The 23,152-nt window shown below is 61.3% G+C and carries 23 protein-coding genes; 9 read left to right on the top strand and 14 right to left on the bottom strand.

All coding sequences use genetic code 11. The annotated features are described in order from the left end of the window. Positions 1-3,351, bottom strand: a complete 3,351-nt coding sequence (locus tag FJ974_RS06430) for a response regulator (RefSeq protein ID WP_181177157.1) — start codon at positions 3,349-3,351, stop codon at positions 1-3. Between the two features lie 687 nt (positions 3,352-4,038). Here FJ974_RS06430 and FJ974_RS06425 point away from each other — a divergent pair. Continuing rightward, positions 4,039-4,245 (top strand): hypothetical protein, encoded by a 207-nt coding sequence (locus FJ974_RS06425; RefSeq protein ID WP_140533907.1) that lies wholly within the window; start codon positions 4,039-4,041, stop codon positions 4,243-4,245. 310 nt (positions 4,246-4,555) lie between these two features. Here the strand turns inward: FJ974_RS06425 and FJ974_RS06420 are convergent, their stop codons facing one another. The 3 genes from FJ974_RS06420 to FJ974_RS06410 all read right to left on the bottom strand — a co-directional run bounded on the left by FJ974_RS06420 (position 4,556) and on the right by FJ974_RS06410 (position 6,707). Beyond that, the gene (locus FJ974_RS06420) at positions 4,556-4,924 is read right to left on the bottom strand and encodes a hypothetical protein (RefSeq protein WP_140533906.1); all 369 of its coding nucleotides are present in this window, start codon (positions 4,922-4,924) and stop codon (positions 4,556-4,558) included. A 290-nt stretch (positions 4,925-5,214) separates the two neighbouring features. Then, entirely contained in the window at positions 5,215-6,102 is an 888-nt protein-coding gene (locus FJ974_RS06415) for a glutathione S-transferase family protein (RefSeq protein WP_140533905.1), read from the bottom strand. A 23-nt stretch (positions 6,103-6,125) separates the two neighbouring features. Further along, positions 6,126-6,707 (bottom strand): VOC family protein, encoded by a 582-nt coding sequence (locus FJ974_RS06410; RefSeq protein WP_140533904.1) that lies wholly within the window; start codon positions 6,705-6,707, stop codon positions 6,126-6,128. Between the two features lie 340 nt (positions 6,708-7,047). Between FJ974_RS06410 and FJ974_RS06405 the strand changes: the two genes are divergently transcribed. Together FJ974_RS06405 and FJ974_RS06400 are read left to right on the top strand one after the other, a co-directional pair. Next, positions 7,048-8,289: a tyrosine-type recombinase/integrase gene (locus FJ974_RS06405; protein ID WP_140533903.1), complete on the top strand. Its 1,242-nt coding sequence runs from the start codon at positions 7,048-7,050 to the stop codon at positions 8,287-8,289. Positions 8,290-8,345: 56 nt separating this feature from the next. Further along, on the top strand, positions 8,346-8,807 hold the full coding sequence (locus FJ974_RS06400) for a hypothetical protein (protein WP_140533902.1): 462 nt from the start codon (positions 8,346-8,348) through the stop codon (positions 8,805-8,807). Positions 8,808-8,833: 26 nt separating this feature from the next. Here the strand turns inward: FJ974_RS06400 and FJ974_RS06395 are convergent, their stop codons facing one another. Together FJ974_RS06395 and FJ974_RS06390 are read right to left on the bottom strand one after the other, a co-directional pair. Further along, positions 8,834-10,354, bottom strand: a complete 1,521-nt coding sequence (locus tag FJ974_RS06395; RefSeq protein ID WP_140533901.1) for a HEPN domain-containing protein — start codon at positions 10,352-10,354, stop codon at positions 8,834-8,836. 35 nt (positions 10,355-10,389) lie between these two features. Then, complete coding sequence (locus tag FJ974_RS06390; RefSeq protein WP_226891501.1) at positions 10,390-11,193, bottom strand: thermonuclease family protein; 804 nt, start codon at positions 11,191-11,193, stop codon at positions 10,390-10,392. A gap of 357 nt (positions 11,194-11,550) precedes the next feature. Here FJ974_RS06390 and FJ974_RS06385 point away from each other — a divergent pair, with 357 nt between their 5' ends. Continuing rightward, positions 11,551-11,697, top strand: coding sequence for a hypothetical protein (locus tag FJ974_RS06385; RefSeq protein WP_181177156.1), 147 nt, complete (start codon positions 11,551-11,553; stop codon positions 11,695-11,697). 95 nt (positions 11,698-11,792) lie between these two features. Continuing rightward, positions 11,793-12,653, top strand: a complete 861-nt coding sequence (locus FJ974_RS06380; protein ID WP_140533899.1) for an ATP-dependent DNA ligase — start codon at positions 11,793-11,795, stop codon at positions 12,651-12,653. 247 nt (positions 12,654-12,900) lie between these two features. Here FJ974_RS06380 and FJ974_RS06375 read toward each other — a convergent pair whose 3' ends face one another. After that, on the bottom strand, positions 12,901-13,098 hold the full coding sequence (locus tag FJ974_RS06375) for a hypothetical protein (RefSeq protein ID WP_140533898.1): 198 nt from the start codon (positions 13,096-13,098) through the stop codon (positions 12,901-12,903). Between the two features lie 134 nt (positions 13,099-13,232). On the opposite strand from FJ974_RS06375, the gene FJ974_RS06370 reads away from it, so the two are divergent. Next, the gene (locus FJ974_RS06370) at positions 13,233-13,415 is read left to right on the top strand and encodes a hypothetical protein (protein WP_140533897.1); all 183 of its coding nucleotides are present in this window, start codon (positions 13,233-13,235) and stop codon (positions 13,413-13,415) included. Positions 13,416-13,667: 252 nt separating this feature from the next. Here the strand turns inward: FJ974_RS06370 and FJ974_RS06365 are convergent, their stop codons facing one another. Genes FJ974_RS06365 through FJ974_RS06350 form a run of 4 tightly spaced genes read right to left on the bottom strand, consistent with a single transcriptional unit; the run spans position 13,668 to position 15,241 of the window. Further along, positions 13,668-13,853 carry a hypothetical protein gene (locus FJ974_RS06365; RefSeq protein WP_140533896.1) on the bottom strand — a complete coding sequence of 62 codons (186 nt, stop codon included), beginning with the start codon at positions 13,851-13,853 and terminating at the stop codon, positions 13,668-13,670. 11 nt (positions 13,854-13,864) lie between these two features. Next, positions 13,865-14,566 (bottom strand): SOS response-associated peptidase, encoded by a 702-nt coding sequence (locus FJ974_RS06360; RefSeq protein ID WP_140533895.1) that lies wholly within the window; start codon positions 14,564-14,566, stop codon positions 13,865-13,867. Between the two features lie 10 nt (positions 14,567-14,576). Beyond that, positions 14,577-14,957, bottom strand: coding sequence for a hypothetical protein (locus FJ974_RS06355; protein WP_140533894.1), 381 nt, complete (start codon positions 14,955-14,957; stop codon positions 14,577-14,579). Beyond that, complete coding sequence (locus FJ974_RS06350) at positions 14,957-15,241, bottom strand: hypothetical protein (protein WP_140533893.1); 285 nt, start codon at positions 15,239-15,241, stop codon at positions 14,957-14,959. Before FJ974_RS06350 ends, FJ974_RS06355 begins: the two co-directional genes overlap by 1 nt. Before the next feature lie 93 nt (positions 15,242-15,334). Between FJ974_RS06350 and FJ974_RS06345 the strand changes: the two genes are divergently transcribed. Further along, positions 15,335-15,652 carry a hypothetical protein gene (locus tag FJ974_RS06345; RefSeq protein WP_181177155.1) on the top strand — a complete coding sequence of 106 codons (318 nt, stop codon included), beginning with the start codon at positions 15,335-15,337 and terminating at the stop codon, positions 15,650-15,652. Between the two features lie 151 nt (positions 15,653-15,803). Here FJ974_RS06345 and FJ974_RS06340 read toward each other — a convergent pair whose 3' ends face one another. Together FJ974_RS06340 and FJ974_RS06335 are read right to left on the bottom strand one after the other, a co-directional pair. Beyond that, positions 15,804-16,610, bottom strand: coding sequence for a LamG domain-containing protein (locus tag FJ974_RS06340; RefSeq protein WP_140533892.1), 807 nt, complete (start codon positions 16,608-16,610; stop codon positions 15,804-15,806). Further along, positions 16,610-17,914, bottom strand: coding sequence for a collagen-like protein (locus FJ974_RS06335; RefSeq protein WP_181177154.1), 1,305 nt, complete (start codon positions 17,912-17,914; stop codon positions 16,610-16,612). Before FJ974_RS06335 ends, FJ974_RS06340 begins: the two co-directional genes overlap by 1 nt. A gap of 317 nt (positions 17,915-18,231) precedes the next feature. Here FJ974_RS06335 and FJ974_RS06330 point away from each other — a divergent pair, with 317 nt between their 5' ends. Together FJ974_RS06330 and FJ974_RS06325 are read left to right on the top strand one after the other, a co-directional pair. Continuing rightward, on the top strand, positions 18,232-18,909 hold the full coding sequence (locus FJ974_RS06330; RefSeq protein WP_140533889.1) for a hypothetical protein: 678 nt from the start codon (positions 18,232-18,234) through the stop codon (positions 18,907-18,909). 1 nt (position 18,910) lies between these two features. Continuing rightward, complete coding sequence (locus FJ974_RS06325; RefSeq protein WP_140533888.1) at positions 18,911-19,786, top strand: hypothetical protein; 876 nt, start codon at positions 18,911-18,913, stop codon at positions 19,784-19,786. Positions 19,787-20,210: 424 nt separating this feature from the next. Here the strand turns inward: FJ974_RS06325 and FJ974_RS06320 are convergent, their stop codons facing one another. Further along, positions 20,211-22,187 (bottom strand): hypothetical protein, encoded by a 1,977-nt coding sequence (locus FJ974_RS06320; RefSeq protein WP_140533887.1) that lies wholly within the window; start codon positions 22,185-22,187, stop codon positions 20,211-20,213. Positions 22,188-23,152: the final 965 nt, after the last annotated feature.

Raw genomic sequence — 23,152 nt, 5'->3', positions numbered from 1 at the left:
CTAGCCGGCGCTGCGCCGGGTCTCAGCGTCGGTGCCGAGCCAGCGCTCGAGCTTCTCCAGCAGCGCCCTCGGGCTGATCGGCTTTGGCAGGTAATCATCCATGCCGGCCTCCAGGCAGCGTTCGCGGTCGCCTTTCAGCGCATGCGCGGTGACGCCGACGATCGGCACATGCGTTCCCGTGTCCTCCTCCAGCCGGCGAATGGCGGCGGTCGCCTCCAGCCCGCTCATCTCCGGCATCGACACATCCATCAGTATCATGCGCGGATTGAGCTTGCCGAAGGCGTCCAGCGCCTTGCGGCCGTTGCCGACGATTTCGAAATGATAGCCGGTTTCGCCGAGGATCTGCGTGAACACCATCTGGTTCACCTCATTGTCCTCGGCAACCAGGATGTCGAGCCCGCTATCGGCGCTGGCCGGGCGCGGGCGAGCCCTGACCGGCTGCGGCTGCAGCACCGCGCGATCCAGCGCCGCCGCCTGCGCTTGCGTCGAGACGGGATGGGCACCGGCCCCGGTGGCCAGCGGCACGGCCGTCGTACTGTGACGGTGGCGCTGGATGGTGGCGACCAGCGTCTCCAGCAGAATCGACGAGCGCGCCGGCTTGATCAGCTGGGCGTCGATGCCAAGCTCGCGGTAGGTGGCGTTGGCGAGCGACTGGTCGACCGAGGTCAGCATGATGATCGGCGTGTGGGCGAGCCCTGCGGTGTTGCGCACGATGCGCGCCATTTCGGCGCCTGTCATGCCCGGCATCTGATAGTCGAGCACGACGCAGTCGACCGGCACGCCGTAAGCAGCGGCGGCAATCAGCACCTTGAGCCCCTCGGCGCCGCTTTCCGCCGCGCAGGCATCGAAGCTCCACGAAGCCATCTGCTCGCTGAGGATGGAGCGGTTGACGGCATTGTCGTCGACGATCAGCACGCGGGCGCCGGTCACGTCGACCGGCATGATGCGTTGTCCGTTCTGCTGCCCGGCCCGCGGCAAGGTGACGGTGAACCAGAAGGTCGAGCCCTTGCCCTCGGCGCTGTCGACGCCGATCCCGCCGCCCATCAGCTCGACCAGCCTCGAGGTGATGGCAAGGCCGAGCCCGGTGCCTTCGTGCCGCCTTGTCGAGGAGGTGTCGACCTGGCTGAACTTCTCGAACACCAGCTTCAGCTTGTCCTCGGGGATACCGATACCGGTATCGGTAACCGAGATGGTGAGCTTGGTGCCTGTCGGGCCGCGCTCGCCGGTCACATCGACCAGGACATGGCCCTCGTCGGTGAATTTCACCGCGTTTCCGAGCAGGTTGGTGACGATCTGCCTGATGCGGCCGACATCGCCGACGAACTGGCCGTCGAGGCCGGGCTGGACGCGCACGATGAGTTCGAGATCCTTCTCCTTGGCGCGCGTCGAGACCAGCGTCGCCACGTCCTCGATCGCCTCGGCGAGATTGAAGGGCGCCGGGTCGAGCACCAGCTGGCCGGCGTCGATCTTGGAGAAGTCGAGAATGTCGTTGATGATGGTCAACAGCGCATTGCCCGATTTGACGATGATGTCGGTGAAGGTCTTCTGCTTCGGGTCGAGGTCCGATTTGGCGAGCAGCTCGGCCATGCCGAGCACGCCGTTCATCGGCGTGCGGATTTCGTGGCTCATATTGGCCAAGAATTCCGATTTGGCGCGGTCGGCGAGCACGGCGCGCTGGCGTGCCTCGCTGAGTTCGGCCTCGCGCTGCTTGAGTTCGGTGATGTCGGTGGTGGAGCCGATGAGATAGAGCGAGCCGTCGGAGGCGATCATCGCCCCCTTGCGCGCGAACTGGTGCCGCACGCTGCCGTCCGGCAACGTCACCGTCTCTTCGATCTCCTGCGTCTCGCCGGTGCGCAGCACGGCAAGATCGCCGGCCACGAAGGCTTCGCCGTCCGGCCCGAAGATCTCGACATCGGTCTTGCCGATCGCCTCCTGCTTGCTGAAGCCGGTAAGGTCGCACCAGCCCTTGTTGACGTAGAACTGCCTGAGGTCGGAGCGCTTGGCGTAGATCGACACCGGCACATTGTCGATGAGGCTGCGGAACACCTCGTTCTCGCGCATGCTTTCCTTGAGCGCCTGCTCGCGCGCCTTGACGTCGGTGATGTCGGTGCTGGAACCGACCAGATGCACCGACCCGTCGCTCGCCACCAGGCGGCTCTTGCGCGTCATCAACTGCCGCACCGTGCCGTCGCGATGGGTGACGGGTTCCTCGATTTCGAGCACCTTGCCGCTGGCGACGACCTCGGTGTCGTCATGGCTGTAGCTCTCGGCGTCCTCGGCCTCGAACAGCTGCCTGTCGGTCTTGCCGACGACCTCATCCTTGGAAATGCCGGTCAGCGCGCACCAGGCCTTGTTGACGAATTCGATGCTCAGATCGTCGGCCTTGATGAAGGCGGCCACCGGCAGCTCGTCCATGACGTGCCGGTAAAGGTCGATCTGGCGCATCGAATCGCGCAGGGCCTTCTCGCGGCTCTTGATGTCGGTGATGTCGACGCGCACCCCGATGAAGGTGCCGTCGTCGGTGCGCATGTCGTAGACTTGGTACCAGCGGCCGTCCGGGTTGTGGCGCTCGTAGGAGGAATTGGGCAAGCGGTAACGCCTGAGCATGGCGTCGAGCCAGCGTTCGGTATCGACGCCGTAGAGGTTGTCGATCTCGGCGTCGCCGCTCGAGCGGAAGTAGCCGACCGAATGGCCGAGCGCCAAAGCCTCGCGAAAGCTGCGGCCCGGCCGCCAGGCCGGCTTCAATGCCGGCAGACTGTCCTGCAGCTTATGATTGGCGAAGACGAACTTGTCGTCGCGGTCGTAGATGATAACGCCGGCCGGCAGCGATTCCAGCACGGTGGCGAGATTCTTGCGCGCGTCCTCGGCCTCGGTCTCGCGATGTTTCATGTCGGTGATGTCGACATAGGAGATCAGCCGTTTGCCGCCGGCGAGCGACGCCAGCGAGGCGATCAGGGTGCGGCCGTCATTGCGCGGCAATTGCCTGGAACCGGCAGCGCCCGCCCTGATTTCGGCTTCGCGTTCGGCGATGTGCCGCTGCCAGCCTGGTTCGTCGGCGCCGAAGGGGTCGGCGTCGCGGCTGGCCTCCATCAGCTCGCGAAACGAGCAGCCGGCCGCGACGCGGCCCGGATCGATCTCCCAGAAATCATAAAAGGCGCGGTTGATGATCTCGGTGCGCAATGCGGCATCGAGCACGATGACGCCGATCGGCATCGAATCGACCATCATGCGAAGGTTCTGCGATGTCCCGGCGTGGCTTTCGTTCGAGGCTGACGCCTCGTTGCCGGGTGCATCCGCCTTGTGGGAATCACGCGCGCCGCCTGCCCCGACCGTCCCGTCCGTGTCCGCCATTGCTACCCCCAGGCCGAACCGTGCAGGCTCGTCGGCCGAATGTGCCCGACAAGCATTAACGATCCGCTAACCTTAACGATTTGAGAACCGGGCACACCCGATGCCCGTTGCTGCGGTAATCCGTCCGTTGGCGATCAGGCAAAGGCGCATTATAAGACGCCTGAGGTATTGCTAATGTTTGATCGAATCGCGGCCCTTGTTCTTTGCCCGGCGCTGCTGGCGGCCGGCGGCTGCGCGCGCAGCGACGACGGCACGGTGATCGTTCCAAGGCAGATGGACGTCAGGCGGGTCTGGGACACGGTCCCGCCAGGAACAGCCGAGGCAAGGCGAATTGCACCGGACGTGTTTCCGCAGCCGCCGAGCCAGCCGGCGGGACCGGCTGCCGGCCGAAGGTACCGGAGGCCGGCTTCGGCAACGCCGTCCCTGAACCAAGAACTGCCCGACGCGCCATCCGCTTCGCAGAAGTCGCTTGCCTGCAAAAATGTCAGCGAACCCGGCAAACGCTTTCGCGTCGTGTGCGACTAGATCTCGTCGGGTGAAAAACAGTTCACGCGAAATGCTTTGGCTTGGATTCTGAGCCGGTGCGCATGGGTGCCGCCGCGCGCCATGCGATCACGGACTGCTGATGAAACCTTTGGCGGACATCCGACGTTGTGGCTGACGCAATCGGCGCGCGGGAGACTGAAGATGTCCTTTCACTTCACCGTTTCTGGCCTGACCAGGAATTTGATCCACTCGCTCGGGCTGGATCACGAGCGGGCGCTGACACCCGAACAGAGCCTTCTGCTCGAATGTTATCTGGCTGGACAGATTCCGGAATCGGCCTGGAGCGACTATGTCTTCGAGATGCCGGAGTTGGGGAAGCACCTCAATGCAAGGCGAGGCGCCAACTAATCGTACTGAGCCAGAACGATTAGGCCTCCCTGATCGGCGCGATGCCGCGTTAAGGAGTCTTTCGGCTTGCCCGGAATAATGTTTCCGCTAGGATTCGAATCTGTCCTGGCGGACAAGGTGTTTGCCTGGTCGCGCTCGCAGGGGAACACGATGAAAAGATTTACCAAAAGCCGGCGCTCGAAAAGCGAGAGAAGCTGTCGGCGGTGACGGCTGTCGCTGCGCCTTCCGGACCGGTCTCCTGAAAACTCCCCGCTGCAATTCGGTTTCATGCTGACTTTTGCGGGCTGAACCTAACGGTTCGGGAGCCCTGTTACTGCTTTGGCGAATTGTACTGGAGCGTAAAGACGTTTCCGGCAACGCCTTTCGCCAAGCCCGGTGAAAAGCTGAGCGGCAGGCAGTCGCGCAAGGCAGTGGTCGCCGCGTCGACATAGGCCTGCCGCGCCTTGTCATCGCCGCTGACCTTGATCGCCGTCGGCTTCGGCGGGCCGATCAGCGTGCCGTCGCGCTTGAAACTGAAGCTGAGGGTGACCGAGGAATTTTCCGAATTGGCCGGCGGCTTCCAGCAAGCCATCAAGGCGGTGCCAACCTGATCCATGGTGTTGAGCGTTGCGGCGTCCGCCGCAAAGGGCGCTGCCAGGAGCGCACCCGCGATCGCCGACAATCTTGCCGCCTTTTTCATTGCTCCTCCTCGTCGCTTCTCATCGCTCGCCTGACGCCATGGTATGTCAACGCGGAAGATGACAATAGGGTTTCAGACGGCCGGCGCCGGCGAAGCCGTTTTGTGGTGATTGTCGGCAAGGCCCGGAAAGCAAAAGGCCGGCGCGGCGGCCGACCTTTTCTTCGCCTCGATATCGCGCCAGTACATCCGTGGTCGCCACGAGTCCTGAGATCACTAGACAGGGCTTTGGTTAACGAACCCTTAGAGCGCGTCTCCCGAACGTGCCCAGCGGTTTCGGGACTGGACATGCTTTAGGCTGAGGCCTTGGCCTGGGATTTCACGTGCGCAATGTAGCCGCGCACGTCGCCGGCCGGTTCCGCATAGGCCTTGCCGAGTTTCTTCTCCAATGCCGCCATGTATTCCTTCGCCCATTTGGGCAGCGTGTAGTCGATGACCGCCAGGAATTCGAGCGTCGCCGCCAGACGTATATCGGCGATCGATGGATTCTTGCCGCCGATGAACGGCTTGCCGTTGCGGAAGAAGGAGTGAAAGACCTCCAGCGGCTCGGCGATCGCGGCGACCGCGGCCTTCTGCGCCTCCGATTTCATGTCGGGATGGGCATCGCTGTGGCCGACCTCGCCGGCATATTGCGGGAAGCCGAGCGCCGGATAGGTAGCGCGCGCCACATAAGGATAGAGCGTGCCGATGAGGTAGAACATGGCGCTGTCGACCATGGCCCGCTTGGCCGGCGCCTTGGGATAGAGTTTCTCCAGCCCGTGCTTGTTGGCCAGATACTGCATGATGGCGCAGCTTTCCCACAGCACGCCGCGCGGCAGGCCCTTGTCCTCGATCATCGGCGTCAGATGCGCCGGATTGCGCGCCAGGAATTCCGGCGATCGCGTGTGGCCCCAGGCATCGGTCTCGGCATGGTCGAGCCCGGCTGCCCGCGCGAACACCCGCACCGTCATGTTGTTGACGCTGGGTTTCAGCATGCTGAGCTTGACCGCAGGTTTCTTAGCCGGCTTCACTTTGGTCTTGGCGGCGGCCTTTGCCGTCGCTTTGGGTGCGGCCTTCGCCGCCGGCTTGACGGCCGCCGATACCTTTGCGGCCGAGGCCTTCTCGGCTTTCGCTGCCGGCTTGGCCGCCGCTTGTGGCGCCGCCTTGGCTTTCTTCGCGCTCTTCGTTGCAGTCTTTGCCATTATGGTCCTCCCTCTGGCCTTTCTTAGTATGGATCTTTCGGCGCCCTGTTTTCGGACAGGGTTTCGCGCGAACGTTCGACCAGCGCCTGGATGGCGTCGGCAAGATGCACCTCGGCGATATTGTAGTCGCCGCGCGCGACGCGGATCCGGTGCGCCTGCATCAGCACGTCGGCGTGGGTAAATCCGGCCGGCGGCTCGAAACGATATGAGGCGAGCTCGATCAGGAGGCCGAGCGGATCCTCGAAATAGATCGAATCCATGAAGCCGCGATCCTTGACGCCGCTGTGCTTGATGCCGCGCTCGTCGAGCCGGCCGACCGCCTGCAGGAAGGTGACGCGCGACACCGAAAACGCGATGTGATGCACGCAGCCCGTATCGGTCGGCGTGCGCCGCTTGACCGCGGCGCGGCTCTCATCGGTGAAGACGGTGATCAGGCGCCCGTCGCCCGGATCGAAATAAAGATGGCTTTCGCTCGCCTTGTCGAGGTTGGGCTGCTCGAAGATGAAGGGCATGCCGAGCACGCCTTCCCAAAAGTCGATCGAAGTCTGGCGCCCGGCCCCCACCAGCGTGATGTGGTGGACGCCTTGCGATTGCAGCTTCTGCATCGGTCTCCTCCCCAGGATCCCTCGCCTCTCCTGCCCATCCGCATCAACTGGCGACTTGGCTCGGGAGATTGTGACGCAATGCTAATTCAATCGGCAACGCCGCGCCAGAAGCGATGAAGGGTACTGTGCTTGATCCGAGAAAGGGAGATTTGGTACGCCCAAGGGGAATCGAACCCCTGTTCCCGCCGTGAGAGGGCGGCATCTTGGACATTCCTGCACAACCTTGGCTATTCCTACACGTTTGATTTGCCAAGGCATTGTGCGCTATTGTGTAGGTGCGACTATCTGCGATCGAGCGGGTCCGTTGCAACGAATTTGTCAACGAAACTCCGGAGCCAGCATGGCGCAGCGTCGAAGCGTTCTCTCCAGCCGCACCAGCCGTGCGGCGCTCCCCTACTCGGATGCGCCGGAATGGGAAATCATCAATCCCGGCCTGCGGCTCGGCTATAGGCGCGGTCGCGGGAGTTACGGCCGCGGCGGTTCCTGGTTGGCGGCATCGCGGTCGGCCGATGGCACGCGCATACAGACCAAGCTCGGCCGTGCAGACGATGTTGTTGCTGCCGATGGTTCGGCGATTTTGTCTCATGAGCAAGCGAAGGAAGCCGCCCGCACCTGGGTCAAGTCCCTGAAGGCCGGCGGCGACACCGCGCCAGCATTGACCGTCAACGAAGCGCTCGACCGGTATTTCGAAGCTCGGGCCGCCGAAGGCATGAAGTCGATCGACGATGCGAAGACGCGGGCCGCGTTTCACATCCGCCCCAAGCTTGGAACCACGAAGGTCGCCGATCTGACGATCGAGAAGGTGCGCACCTGGCGGGATGGGATGGTGACGGCACAGAAGCGCCTGCGGACGAAGAAATCCGCCACAAAGGCCAACACGGTCACGGTCGACCTGTCCGACCCCGAAGCGATCCGCCGCCGGCGCGACACGGCAAACCGGACACTCACCACGTTGAAGGCTGCGCTCAATTGGGCATTCAATAATCGGCTCCTCACCGATGACGCCGCCTGGCGACTGGTGAAGCCATACCGCGGCACGACATCGGCGCGCGTGCGCTTCCTGTCGCCGGCCGAGCAGAAGACATTGGTTGCCGCCAGTAATGGCGCCATTCGCGACCTTGTGTCGGCGGCTCTGGTGACAGGCGCCCGCTTTGGCGAGCTCGCGCGGCTGCGGGTGTCCGACTACGACGCGGCTAACAAGTCTGTTTTCGTTGCCGAGAGCAAAAGCGGCAAGCCGCGCCATATCCCGTTGCCGACCCGCGGCGCAGAGTTGTTCGAACGGCTCGCACGCGATCGCCCCGGCAGCGATCCACTGCTTCGCCAAGAGAGCGGCGCGGCCTGGGCGCCGTCTACCTACAATCGGCCGTGGAAAGCACTGCTGGCGCAGGCCAAGCTCTCAGACGTGACGCTGCACGAGATCCGGCACACCTACGCCAGCACAATGGTCCGCAACGGCGCGCCGCTGATCGTTGTGGCCGAAGCGCTCGGGCACAGTGACACCAGGATGGCCGAGAAGCATTATGCGCACTTGGCGCCGTCGTACGTCGCCGACACGATCAGGCGGCTGGCGCCGGACATTTGAGATTTGGGGAGGGGACTTTCATGCGATGCACGCCGACTGAAATCAGGCGCGAGGCAATGTCCTTGCTGACGCTGCAACTCTTTTCGATCCTTCTTACTGCGTACGCCTTCGTAATCCCGATCCCACCACATTTGGCTCTGCTTTTTGCCCTGTCGGTATCGTTTGTGATGTCATTCTGTGGGCACCTGGAAACGGCTATGGAACTCAATAGGAAGCGGGCGCTCGAAAGCATTTGGCTGAATGAGTTGACCATGCGTTTTGGGACCGAAACGCTGGCTGCGGCCGGTGGTAGGCCGCTTCAGATCGATTGGCAGGAAATGACCACGCGAGCCGCAGCCGACATCCGCCTGCACGATCAAGATATGAAAATACAGGACCAGTTGTCGTACGGTGGACCGATCGATTTCGTCGTTTCTGCGCTCTCCGCAGTAGTCCCTGTCGCCGTCAGGCTTGCGCTGGGCTGGGGCTTAGCTGTGTTAGCAATCCGATTCTTTCCCGGTTCTGTCGCCGCTCTTTAAGTTGTTTACTCGCCGACAAAGGCGGCTCACCCCTTTTTGCCCAACAGCGTCTTGGCCACGTCGAGATGCTCTTTGTAGCTATGCCTATAGTCGAAAAAGGGGTGCGACAGCGTCGAGCTTCGCGAGGCCCACGCTTTGATGTCCCATCCAGCCTCAACCATATCCGATGCCGCAAACACGAACTCGAGTGATTTCGTGAAGAATCCTCCCAGGTCGTGAAAATGGGCGGAGTAGTCGACCTTGCTGACAAGTGCCCCGTGCACGTAATGATTTCTGCAATTCACGGCTTCGTCCAAGACCCACAGCAGATCAGGGAATTTGTCCCCGACTGCCGCAACTATCGGGGCCGCCCGATATCGAACCTTATTCTTCAAGTTGCTTTTTCCGAGCCGCTTCAGCTCCAAGAGTATGCTGCTGCGTTCGGGGCTGTCAGGCAGCTTGCGGAAAAGTTCCCGGCTTTGATCGCGCGCGACCTTCAGTTCGTCGGATAGTTCGACATCCTCCGGCACCGCTGAACTCGGCAAGATGTCAAACATGTTGGCCGAACCCACTAGTCGGTCAATGTCGAGTAGATCCTGTTTGCGCAGAGAATTTGAGTATCGCTCGCGCGCATCGCGCCAAGCAGGGACTCGGTTCACCCAATCCACCAAGACGCGTGAAAATTCCTCTGGCCTCCGCACCGGGTCTATCGGCACATCCGCCGGGTGTGGTGCTCTGCCAAGAGGAAACCTGAGATGCTGTTTCATGCTGCTGAACACCTCAAACACCTTCAGGCTGTGGGCCTCCGGCTCCACGGGAGTGCGTGCGAGTAGCCGCATTTCCTCGAAGCGTTGGGGTCTTCCGGCGACCATGGAAAAGAAGGGCTCAAGCGCGAAAGTCGCTTCGAGGGCGTCGTTGAAAGTTCGCGCCGAGCTAAATTCGACTTCGACCCAAATGCTGTTGACGAATCCGCTTCCGTGCGGCCCTCCGATCGACGTCGTCGGCAAGTTTTGCGCGGAAATCACCCCCAGATCGGTCGGCACCCTGACGATGGTATGTTTGCCAGTGAAGTATGCGATTGCTGGATGCTCACCGACGGGAATCTTGCGATCCCCGATCTCTGACTTGGCAGCCAAGATCGGTTCGATAAATGAATCGGCGCGATGTAAAACAATCCCGAACGTATCGAAGTCGTAGAACAGATTTATAGAATCCGTAAATTTGAACATTATGGAGGTGAATATCGCGTCACCTTCTGCGACATGCGAATCTCCAAAAAGAATGTGATGAGGGAATATTTCTAGCCTATGATCCGATACCTTCCCTTTCGCGTCGGCGCTGCGCTGGCTGCTTAGCAAAATACAGTCGAATAGGGATAGCTTTACCGTGTGGTCAACGACACCGTGAACGGTCGAACTGGTTGATCCCGGATAATACTCTTGCTTTACATCATGCAGAACGAGTTTTGAATCGTAGCCCTCCAGCGCGAGTTCTCCGTAGACCTGTTCTTGCGAAGGAAGGTCGAACTTGCCAAGAGCCCTCGATCCATCAGCCCATTTCCTAGTCATTTGGGTGTAGGTGTAAAATTGTCATTTTACCTTCTTCAGCAAAGCGTCTCGCACGCCTTCCCGTCGCCGTCCCGATCCAGCTTCCGACCCCACGAGCAGTTGTGCAGATACCATTGAGCCTCCTCGCACGACCCGATCTGCGCGCAATATCGCCGCGGCTCACACGAATAGCCGCTCTGCGCGACCAGCTTGCGGCTGACGATGCCGAGCGGCTGGCTCGTCGGCGCCGCGCCGTCAGCATGCGACGCGCGCCAATCCCAAGGCGCCTGGAACGCTCCGACCCACAGCCCGACCTTCGCCGCCTCCGCCTTCGTCTGCTGCGCTGCGTAGGCACCGTGGCTGTAGCGGGGCCAGTCGAGTGCCTGGCCGTGCTCGACCATCCAGGCGGCCACGCTGGCGCCGTCGGCGCGCCGGCAGTCGCCGACGAAGCGGTGATAGCGGTCCCAGGTTACGAAGGTGCATTGGACGCGCCTCGAGGCCGCCAGGAACGTGTCCAGCGCTTCGGCCGAGCGCCGACCGCACGGATAGTCGAAGCCCTTGGCGTCGATGCAATACTGCCGGCTCTCCGGTGCGTCGATGCCGTTGAAGCGGATCCGTTGCCCGTGGATCTCGATCGTGTCGCCATCAACGACAGACGCGACGCCAGTGATCGGTGCCGGCTTCGGCCCGACCAAGTTCGACAGGTTGACGTCGGGCATGTCGCTGCCGTGCTGGATGACCAATTGAGCGATCAGGGCCGCGGCTGCGGCAACCGTGACGAACGAGCCGCTTCGGCACGCTGGCCAAAAGGATTGCACGGCGGCGCTTGGCGCCAGTGCGCTTGCGCCACTGATCAGCACGATTGTCGTAACGAGATTTGTCCAAGCCCCTTTTCCCCCCGCAGGGAGAATGCTCTCAAATATTGCGGAGGTCCAGCGGTAGACGGGACTGGCCATTCACTCGACATTTGATGAAACATTTAGGGGTCCTTCTGGATTTGGTTGAAGGAGGATTGTCACATGCGAGAACATGTCGAAGGCCGTACCTATGGTCGAATTGACGACAAACAGCTCGTCATTCTGCTGAAAGAGAAAACAGGAATCTCAGACGCTCAGGCCAGAAGGCTGATAAAGGCAGTTGGGCGCGACCGTCCCGCGCTTTTGCGAGAAGCCCGAGTTGTTAGAGCGCGGCATTCACGCGTCTAGTTTAAGCGGCTTATGCCCCGGCTGCTCGTGCCAGATGACTTGCCGCAGATCGCGCCAGTCGACCGCCTGGCCGCAGACAGGGCATGGGTGGAAATGCTCGGCTTCGTCCACCGGCTGTTTGCCGTGGCGCTTGCCGACAAGGGGCGGTCCAAGGTCTGACAGTTTCGTCATATCTCAAAACATTCACTTTAGCTAAAATGTTCCGGAACTAATTTAGCCATACCGCCTTGAAATTGCGGTTGTTGGGACCGTGCATGCGTTTGAAGTTCATCCCGCCGATGATGCCGGAGCTCGTCGATCGGCCGCCCGAAGGTGAGGACTGGTGCCACGAGGTAAAATTCGACGGCTTCCGCACCCAAGCCATCAAAGACGACGACGGCATCCGGTTCTACACTCGGCGCGGCCACGACTGGACGGCCAAATACCGGCCGCTCGTCGACGAGGCCAAGGCGATCGAGGCCGACAGCTTTATCATCGAAGGCGAAACGATCGTGACGAACGAAGCGGGGCTGGCCAACTTCAGCGCCTTGCGATCCGCCATCACCAGCCGGCCGCAGGACCTGTATTTCGTCGCCTTCGACCTCCTGCACCTGAACGGGCACGATCTCCGCGACATGCCGCTCGAGGACCGCCGCGAGATCCTGCACGAGATGATCCCCGCCGGCGGCCGGATCCAATTCTCTGAGGCGCTGCCCGGCACAGGCGCGGCGGTCTACCATCTCGTCGACAAGGCCGGCCTAGAGGGCATAGTTTCCAAACGCAAACTCAGCCGCTACCGCAGTGGCCCGACGATGGACTGGCGCAAGATCAAATGCTTCACCGAAAAGGAACTCGACATCATCGGCGTGAAGCGAGAGGCCGGCAAGCCGGCGATGGCGCTGATGGCTGACAAGGGCCGCTATGTGGGCGGCGCCTTCATCACTATGAACCGTGAGATCCGGGAGCGGCTTTGGGATCGCGTGCAGGGGAGGACCGGCGCGCCACCACCGAAGGGCCTCGCCAAAGAGAAGGCCGAATGGCTGAAGCCAGGGCTCGTCGGTCGGGTCAAGTTTCTGAAGGGCGAGGAGACGCTTCGCCATGCCTCGCTGCGGGATTTCCGGGAGGAAGAAACGTAAGCGGCCCGACAGCCCGTCGTTGGGGTGGCGTTGGGATGACCGCCGGGCCTGACCGGCCAGGATAAGCCGGCTGATTCGAAGCCTAATATTAGCGGACGGGCATAGGAACCTTGGACTGCCGTTTTCCCCCGCCAATGCAGCTGCTTCATCTGGCCGTCATGATGACGAGGCAAAAAGGAACGCCTACTGATCCGATCTCAGTTGGTGTTCCCAAGACCTCTCCGCCCGGTTTCGACCGGGCTTTCTTTTAGGTAGATTCCAGCTTCGACCGGACTTCGTTGACGGCATTCAGGATGGCGTCAGCTGCTTGTCGGTCAAGCGCAAAATCCAGCAAGCCTTCGGTGGTCTGGATCGAGAGGATGCCAAGGGTGCCTTTCTCATCGGCTACTGTGCCGACGTGGATTTCAGTCGGCACGAATGGCCGTGCCTTGTCCTTACGCTTCATTGTTTTCTCGTCGTCGCTTGGGCGGCTGGCACAATCGCGCAACCCGGTGTCACGTTCAAGCGTCGGCGGTTGCACCCAAAAAAAGTCAGAGGGCATTGTTGAACCGTTAGGCCTTTGGTCCATATGGAACCGTCATGGCGGTTAGGGAAAAACAGCTTTCAGCATTCGATCTCGACGCGCTGCGCGAGGCTTTCAAGAAGTCCATTCGCGAGCAGGAGGTTACACCTATTGATTGGGAGGAATGCGCTAAGCGATTCCTTCAACAGACGCTCAATCGCGAGCCGCGCGGAGGCAAACTGTTCGGTTCAAAGCACTAATCTGGCTACAAACTTCCGCGCGGGCGACTAGGACTTCAGTCGTAATGGTTGATTTTAGATAACGGGGCGGTCTGCGGGTTGGTCATAGAAACTCCTCTCCCTCGCCGCGGTGCTCCAGACAGAACCGGTGCGACGGTCGTCGCGGCCGGGCAAAACCAAATGCCGCATCCTTGCCGCAGTCCGGATGCTCACATGCGTGATTTTCGATCATTCGCCGTTCGGCCGGCGGAGCGTCCTTGACTAGTTCGTCGCTCATATGAGGCGGTTGCCTCGTCGCGAGGTCTTGGCGGCGTCAAGCTGCTCCTGAAGCCGGCCGTTCAGCACGATCATCTCTTTCAGAGCTTTCATCGCGTCGCCCTTGTGGGTCGCAACGAACTTCTCCGCGATCGATTGCAGTGCCGCCTCCTTGCGACTGTCCAGCCTGACAATGTGTTCCACGTGCTTTCTCCTCAAAATAGAGATGCTTGCGCCGGCGGCTGCGCGGGTACTTTGATCTGCGTCGCTGGTTTCTCGACGATCACCAGCGCATCGTCTGGCGCGGTGCGCTGTAGCTTCCTCGCTTCTGACCACGGGGCGGTCAGCCAGGTCTCAGTTTCTTCCTGCGACGTCAGGATCACCGGCATTGCCTTTTCGTGGATTGGGGCGATGAGAGCATTGGGCTTCGTTGTCATGAAGCCGTAAACCTCATGGTCGCCTGGGCCTTCCTTGACCTTGCGCACGCCGTGCCAGCGCGTCCACAGGCCGGCGAAAAAGAAAAGCGGGCGCTCCTCGTTGACCGCGAACCAGTAGTTCTTCTGGATGCCTGTCTCAGGATCCTTTTCCGGCGTGGGGCTGGGCTCGGCGAAGCTTGTCACCGGCACCACGCAGCGGTTCTCGACGCCGAGATACGGCTGCCAGTGGGCATATTGCGGGTTTCGGATATTGGTGGTGCCGGAATCGGCGTTGCCGCGCATGCGCTCAGGTGGCGTCGGCATGCCCCAGCGCAGCCTTGCGAGTTCGCGGCTGCCGTCGGCTGCGTTGCGCACCACCGGCGCCGGCTGGTTCGGGTAGATGTCGATCGACGGTTCCAGGTTGCCGATGATGTCGCGCAGCGCGCGCGTCCACTGACGGATCGCCTCTTGCGAAGTGGTGATGTTGTAGAGGTTGCACATGGTGTTTGCCTCAGTTCCGCAGGATTTCCGGCACGCTGAGTGGCCCGATCTCCAGAATTCGCTCGTACACGCCATTGCGCCGCCAGACGCCGCGTGCGCGCCCGTTCTCCCTATCGCGCTTCGGATCGAACACGACGCCGCCGAAGTGGTCAAGGAACGCCTTTGCCGCCGCAGCGTCCGCGAAGCAATGCAGGCGCCATTGTTGCTGCGCGCCATCTTCCCAAATCGCGATTACCGCCCTAGTCCGGCACGACAGGCCATGCCCTTCGAGGAAGCGCCTGATCAGCGTGAAGTTCCGATCGGTGCAGATGTCGTCGGGCAGGGCGATCTGATGCGGCCATTTGCTGTCGATAGTAGACGGCGCCGGGATGCCGCGGCTTCGCCTTACCATCAGTGCTGCGATCGAGCGCGCACCCTCCAGGCTTCCTGTATATGGATGTCGGTTTGGTCGCGCATCGCATCGGAAAGTGAAATCGCCAACTCCAGATCGTCCGGGTAGATCGCCATGATCCAGGCCGCAACCAGTTCGGTGATAGCCTGCTTTTGGCTGACGTCGGACAGGCCGCGCAGCGGCTTCGCCATCTTCACCGCAGCGCGGTGGATGGCGGGCATCTCGCGCTTAACTATGGCATATATTTCGGGCTGCTCGGCTTCGGTGGCTCGCATCGGTTTCATGAGAATGTCTCCGTTTTGCCAACAGTGAACAAAATGAGAACATGAGAGTCAAGAGGCCTTGACGCGTCAGGAATATGTTCCTCATTTTAGAGTATGCCGGAACAACCTGAAAAGTGGCCGCGAGGTGCCGCCTGGACCCTGACGCATGCCCATGATGCCGGGCAGGTGGCCGGCATTCGTTGCGCCCGCTGCAACCTCAAACGCTTTTACAAACCGCTCGAGCTGCGCGAGGTGATCGGCAATGTCACGATTGACGAGGTTCGGGCCAAGGTCCGCTGCCAAAAGTGCGGCAGCCGCGAATGGATGGATGCAGAGCTATTCCACCCGTCCGGCGAGCAGGCGCACACCATCCGTTTCCGGCGCCTGGTTCAGGTCCGATGGGAGAAGCGGGTCATTTGGCGGGACGAATGACGGCCGGCGCCCCGAAGGGGGCGGGGGGTTGGGGTAGAGCCTAGGAGGCGCCGGCCGAGGCGGGCTCAAAAAGGTCCGCCGCCACCCAAAGATAGGCGTCGCTTTGCGTGGGGTAATTACGTGATCGCGGAAGCTGCTCGTCGAAGGCGCACTAAATGCCGAACCTCAATCGCATAGCAGCATAGATCGCTGCCATCTCGACTGACGTGAGAGAGCGACCCTCCCACATGCTATGAAAGCCCATGCGCGAGGTATTAGAGAATTTCCCGTCGCCATTGCCGCGAGCGCCGATTTCGATGGTGTAGGTCGCGCTTGCCGCCGAAGGTGTTGCGTAAGTCGATGTGAAGCTGAAATTCGTCCCGTCCATATGGATGAAACCGGTCCCAGCCGCTTCATCGACCGACATGCCGATGAAGTGCCAGGCGCCGGCGGTTGGACTGAGCGTCGAACTGACGTCGAGCGCAAACGAAGCACCGGTTTTGGCGACGTTGAAATTTAGCGCCCCTGCTGCCGTTACGGTCAGGCGCGCCCCGAGGTTGCCGGGCGCGTTTGCGTTGTTACCCCAAATGCCATTGGCTGTGTTGACAGCACCAAACCAATATAGGCCGGCGCTAGAAAACTTGGCGGCAGCCTTGTGGATGTTGTTCACCCATGCCGGATTCGCCTGGTTTAGAATGAAGTATTGGCTTCCGTTGAATTTCCAATACTCGTTTGCGCTCAGACGACCGGCAGTCCCGTTCAAGGTGGGGTCGGAGGCCTCTGAGCCGCTTGTCGCGCCCAAAAAGAAGCTATCGCCGCCACCGCTTAAGTCTACCCAGGTTTGGCCGGATGAGAACGAGGCTTGATCGCCCGCGTCAAGCAACACCGTCAGATTGGCAGTTAGCCCAAGCCGCTGCATCAGCGGCAGCAGCCTTGTCCGTGCCTGGGAAGCCACGGCCCCGCCGAGAAAAGCCGGCATTAGACCAGATCCCCGCTGACAACCCATTCATCCGCGGCACGCTTGTAGAGCATGACCATCGAATACTGCTGGCCAGTCTTCAATCGTGCTCCTGGCGCACCGAGCGTGACGCCGGCACCCGCAGCAAGCGTAATCTGGCCCGCGCCGTACTGGGTCACATACAGGATCGTGTTGATCGCGAAGCCCACTGAGGAATTCGGCGGAACTGTGTAGGTCTGCGCCGAAGCGTTGTTGCCTTCGACGACCTTTCCAGCATCCGCGAGAACGAACGTGTAAGTCGTTCCCGTCTGCGTATTGATCCCGACAACTGCGCTCGCCGGCCCCGTAACGCCAGTGGCGCCAGTCGGCCCCGTTGGGCCTGTGATGCCCGTTGGCCCCGTCGGCCCGGTGATGCCTGTCGGTCCCGTGGACCCAACATTGCCCGCGGGGGAAAAATTCACGCTGACCGGGTCGTTGTTGGCAAAGGTGCCGCCCGATGCGACATGCGACACGGTGAACGTGTCCCACGCGCCACCATCGGTCAGCGCCGCCGTGACCTGAAGCTGGATGAATGTTGCCGGCGCACCGATCTTGCGGATGGTGACGACCCCGCGCGCCGTGGCAGTCGTGCTGTCGTCCCACGTCGCCAGGAACGCGGCGATCCCGTTGCCATCGTTGTCCGTCTCGGAAATGTAGAGCGCCGTCGCCGACGCCAGCGCAGCGTTGTTGATGCGCAGCTTTCCGGTCGTTGGATCGGCAGCCGTCGTGCCGGTGTCCCATAGATAGCGAATGCCGGCATCGCGCCCGCCCGCGCCGGTGATGCCGGTCGGACCAGTGACTCCCGTGGGTCCGGTCGGACCGGTTGCACCGACTGGACCGGTCGACCCGGCTGGCCCTGTCGCGCCAGTCGGCCCGCCCGCGGGGCCAGTTGCGCCAGTCGGACCTGTGGCCCCAGTGAAGCCAGTCGGCCCCGTCGCGCCTGTTGCGCCGGCGCCGGTCGGACCTGTAGCGCCAGCCGGCCCAGTTGGGCCGGTCGGACCCGGAACTGTCGAGGCTGCGCCGGAAGGTCCGGTCGGCCCTGTTGGACCGTCGCCGCGCAGCAAAGCCAGAACATTCGGCGCCAGGCTGTCGACCGTCACCTTGCCGTTCGGCAGTGCGCCGTCGGCGCGCCGCACGTCGGCCAGCGCATCGATCGTGTCATTCGCAGCTCGCGTTAGTTCCGCGAGATCCGCCTGTAATTGGGTTCCAGGAAATGGATTTTGCTGCTGTTCTTGCTGAAATCCAACATATGAATAGGTGAGACGCGGCTTCGCGGGAGCGGCCATATTGATGCACCAGCACGTCGCTTCCAGGCAGCACGGCGGTGCACGAGCCACGCTCGGCACAAACGCTCAAATGCTTGGTTGGAAGTCGTTGACGTTTGCCCCGGCGGTGTTCCGAAGCGGTGGTGCAGCGGCCCGAGTGCTGCGGTTGTTCCGGCTCAATGAGCCTACCGGATTTTCGGTGAGAAGACTAGCGCCTGAAGCAGCGCACAGGGGAGGCTGTACTAATCGGCGGGTCTGTATGCGTACTTGCCACTGTGATAGTCGTGGATGAAATTCTAAAAGCCAAGGGCCACGGGCGGCAAAACACGAGGGGTGACATGACAATCAGCAATGATGAGCTTGAGCGGATCGACTCTAAAATTCGATCGCTCGCTCAAGCATTCTTGGCAGGCGGCCGACCTTACCTACTGAGTCAGTTAGGCAAGGATCTTGGAGACGATCTAAAGCTTATCAAGTTTGAACGGTCGCTGGGCGAGTACCTCACTAAACGGCTCTCGGACGAATATGCGGTTATTCTGATGGGGCAGCATAAAAATATTCAGGCTCTTGTTCCTAATGACGGAAAGGCAGTCGGAATTGAAACAGTCCCGAATGCTGAACGTGGGCCTAGGTACAACTATCGATTCTGGGCAGCATTCTCTGTCCCACTGGAAGATGGTAGGCGCTGGTTTAACCTCGAGGATTTCACGTTCAAAGATGTTGCCCAAAAGCCTGACGATACCTATGTTGAGATTCCTGCCGATCTCATAGCACCGGCGGAAGCCCAAGAGCGCGATACTTTGATCAAAGCTAACATATCCAAATGGCTTGAATTGCAAGGACTTTCCCGAGATCGCTTTATTGCTGTAAATAAGCCGAGTGATGGCAAAGAGCCGTCTGCCGCTGCGGGCAGAACGTTGTTGGAAGCGGTTATTCAGGCACTCGATCGCAAACAGCTGTCTTCGACGAATTTGAGCCTTGACGTGGTAGCAGACCTTCTGCGCAAGCGGGTCTAAGATGACCTACACGTTAGTTATTGCCGGTCTCGATCCGATGGCGTTTGATCGCATGCGACGAGAATCTGAGAACCGTATCGCACCAGGCGGTCGGGTTGTATTGACACCGAATCGCGGCGTTTCGTCCTATTCACCGGAGCACGCGAACGGCCTCATCGCACAGGCAAATCGAATTGCTGCCGGATTGAACGAAGACGAGCGATTAGCGACCCTGCTAATCTATTCAGATTTTAAGGACGAAACGACCGAACGTCTGCTGGAGGGTTTTTTTCCGTTTTGTTTGCCTCTCGGAATACCCCCTTTTGCGCCACCCCCCGACGCGAGCAAACGCATTCTGAACGAACATCTTAACGAGTTTGCCAAGAGGGTAATATCTTCGGCGAAGCTCCTCCGCGACCGCTCAAAAATCGTGTCAGATTTTACAACAGTAGCGAATCTAACGCCGCTCCTCCTTCCGACACGGAATTTTCGATCGGAAGCGTTACAAAATCTGCTGTGGCCTCTTTATCGCGACTTGGCGATCGCAGACCAACCGAATCAGACGATCAAAAGCGCTCTTCAAACGTTCTTTGCTGCATGCCCAAAAACCCACGCTCCCGGTCAAGAACGGCACTGCTTTTCAGATGGCCATCATTACTTTCAGAGCCCGGGAAAGGCTAGGCACGGCTTTTTTCGAAATACAAATTCCGACAGCCATAACGGGGCGTGTCTTCTGAACGCAAGAAGCCGTTTAGGAGGCACATACGATTACAAATTTCACTATGATTGTATTCCTGTGAAAGGTGGGCTGAAGCGCAAATACCCCAACTGCCACGGCGCCCCCCGAGAGCCCAAGCCGACGCACGTAAACATCGCACCGAACGACTACATCGTTTAAAATTTAAAAGCCGGCGGCCTTTTTCGGGACCGCCGGCTCGAATTATCGCTTGCTTTTGAACAGCGGGATCGCACTCTAGAACACTTGTTCTTGGGGTACTCATCCCTCACACCTACGGATCTTAACGACCACCGCAAAGGCGCCCTGCAGGACGATGTTCGCGATCTAACCGTTAAGAACACGCCTCAGTTAAGCCGCAAGCAGCTAACCTTGGCTTCGGATGGCTTTCCAGAACCTTTCGGGTCCAGTCCGCTCGCGTGTGCTCCTACTAAAATGCATATGCGACCAAAACGATCCCCTTCGCAAGCATTTTCCTTGCGAGACAACGCTTTGTCGCACCTGTTGGCTCAAAAAACAGTTAATGCCACCCACCCTGGTGCGCCAAATGGGGTTTGTTGCCCAAAGATGCAATAGTGGACCGATATCATCGCGCGCCACGCGGATCGAAAAGCGTGCCGCCGGCCTCGACCGCGGTCCGATCCAGGGCTTCGCCCAAGCCAATGCCGCCGCGGCGGTAGTTCGCGTTGCGGATAAGCTCGACCGAATGCGGATCGATGAACATGTCCGCTAGCGTCCTCAGGTTGCCGCGCAGCGCCGCGCGCTTGGCGATGTCGCCAACTCGCGTGATTGACGAACCCAGGGATCGTGCCAGTCCAACCCCAATGCCGACAGGCGATGCCGCGCCGGCCAGATCCGCGTTCATCGAACGGTTGAATTCAGTCGCGCTGCCGATCGGCTTGCGGCGCCCGGTGGCCTGGAGCACGTCGAGCAATTCAGGCATGGCGGCCGCTGCCTGGGGCGACGTCTCGCGCAGCACTGCGTCGAGCACTTCCTGACGTACGTCGTTGCCGGCGACATCCTTGTGGAACTTCGCACCGGCGAAATCGCGAACGCCTTCCTGGGTTTCGGTCGACGCTTTGGCGTAGCGGTCGCCAAGGTTCTGCCGCACGAGCGCCGCCGTGGTTGCCGGATCCTCCGTCATCAGCCGGCGGGAAGCGTCCGCAGCTTCGCCCGCAGACCCCGTCAGCGGATTCTGCGGCAGAATGGCATTGCCGGCGCCGGCCGTATCCTTCGCCGCCGCGACACGCCCAACCGGGCCTTGCTCGAGCGGGTTGAGCACGGCGCGCCGGAGCGCTTCCTGCTCGGCCAGCGCCTGCGCATATTCGGGCGACTGGTTGGTGGCAATGTTGCGAGCGTCGGCGGCGCCAGCGGTGCTCCTGGCCGCGAGCTCGGGGCCATATAGAGGATTGGCTGTGTTGCGCAGTGCCTCGCCGCGGGCCGCCATGTCCTTCGTCACCGCGTCAACCACCCCGATCGAATTATCCGCCATGCCGGCGTAATCGGGTGCCAGTTCGGCGTTGCCGCGTAGCCGCGCTAGGCCGGCCGCGAAGCGTGGGTCGGCGGCGATCGCCGCAAACTGCGCCGGCGGGATCTGCTGATGCTGCGCCGTCTGGTAGAGGGGGCGCGTCTGCGCGTTGATGCCCTGGCGCACGGTGTCGACGACACTGCTGGCCGCTTCTGCGGCTCGAGGCCCAAGCGTCGACGGTTGGGGATGCTGCGGGGCAATCTGGTCGAGCACATTGCCGACGGCAGTGTCGACCTGAGCGGGGCGCTGCGCGAAGAACTCTCCCGTCCTCGCGCGACCATCAACAGAGCCCTCGACGACGCGCAGCAAATTCGGCAGAGCACTGCCGCCGCCTGTTGCCTGGGCGATTGCCTCCGGCCCGGTCAGCCTGACGCCGGTCGTGTTGTTCTGGAGGCCGAGAGCGCGCCGCCAATCCGCATCAGTCATTTCGCTGGTCGCCCGGCGCACCACACTTTCCGGTGCGTTGTAGGCGCGGCCGGCGGCCGTCGCCGTGTTGCCGAACAGCGCGCCAAGAAATCGCGACAGTCCTTCGTAGGGTGTGCCTTCCGTAGCTTGGCCCGCTGCTTCGGAAGTGACCGCCGGCGCAAGCACGTTGCCGGCAAGATCCTCCGCGACGCGTTGAACGATCTCGCGGCCAGTCGTCGCCATGCGTGCGGCCCTGCTCGGGATGCCGCCAGGCGCGACGAATTCGCCGATGGTGCCCGCGTACTTTCCGGTGGTCGTTTCCGGCTTGTGCAGATTGTCGTCCATCAACTGACGCACGCGGTCTTCGACGGCGTAGGCCGGCGACGAGTTGGCCGATGCCGCGCGGCGCGCCAGTTCTTCTTCGGATAGAGGATCTGCGCCGACGGCGTAGCGGACGCCGCTCTCGGCCTTATTGTAGAGATAATTCCCGGCGCCTTCGACCATGCGGCTAAGCGTGACCGGAAACATCACGGTTTCGGCCAGTCCGCGCGGCACGCCGGATGCGAACGAAAGGCCGGCGTCCTTGGCGACGGAGGGCTTTTCAGACGGCCCTCCGTAGGTCTCGCGCATAGCTTTCACCATGACTTCATCGGAGGTTCCCGCAGGGAACTTTACGATCGTCCCGTCGGGCGCTTTGACCTCAATCGGACTCTGAGCAACGTATTTCTCCCAAGGGCCTGGCTGCCCGGCGGCTTTGGAGCCTGGCGGCACAGCATCGGGAAAACCGGCCCACGGATCGTTTTGGACCAGTGTTCCGGGGAACCGCGGGCCGCCCGTCGACGCGGCGGGCTTCAGTGACGAAAGAGCATCAGAGATTTCGGCGTCGGTGAAATCATTCGGGAACTGGACGCGCTGACCCTCAAATTCGACAATGCGGAATCCGGGCGGGACCTTGTCAAACTGGTCGGAGACGTTCCCTGGCTGTTTCTGACTTGCCGGCGGATCGAACTGATCGAAGACGTTGCGGCCAGCCTTCTCGCCACCCGCTGTTGAGGCCTGCGTGCGATACTTCGTCCACGGTCCATCTGCGGGTGCGGTGGGCTCCGGCTGAGCGACGACGTGAAAACCCGGCGGAATGTCGCTGGCTGCGGCATCGGGGAAGCCGGCCCAGGGGTCAGCTGCTGGCGCCGCTGGCACGGGGATGCCCAAAAGGCGGGGGCCTTTGCCGCTGGCGACCTGAACGATTTCAGGGCCGGCCGACGGCGCTGCTGACTGGTATTTTTCCCACGGCTTGCCTGGCACCGGAACCTCCATCCATTCGAACCATCGTCGCGCGCGAGCGGTGCTCAGCGAGAATGCGCGATCAGGATTTTTCGGTTGAGGATACGGGCGAGCCCGCGGCGGTGCAGCGGCCCGAGTGCTGCGGTTGTTCCGGCGACAGATAATTTAGCCGATTTGCGCGGCCGTGACCAGCGTTTCGGGGGTTTCGACGCCCCAAAATTCGAGGCGGACAGGATGTCCGAAAGTTCGGCAAGATTGAAAATTTCTTTGAAGGTCCGCCGGGGTTCCGGCCGCACGATTGGGAGTATGCCACG

The organism is Mesorhizobium sp. B1-1-8, assembly GCF_006442795.2.
Lineage (GTDB): Bacteria > Pseudomonadota > Alphaproteobacteria > Rhizobiales > Rhizobiaceae > Mesorhizobium.
Note: the sequence above shows the minus strand (reverse complement) of the source record. Positions and strands in the feature narration are given on the sequence as shown.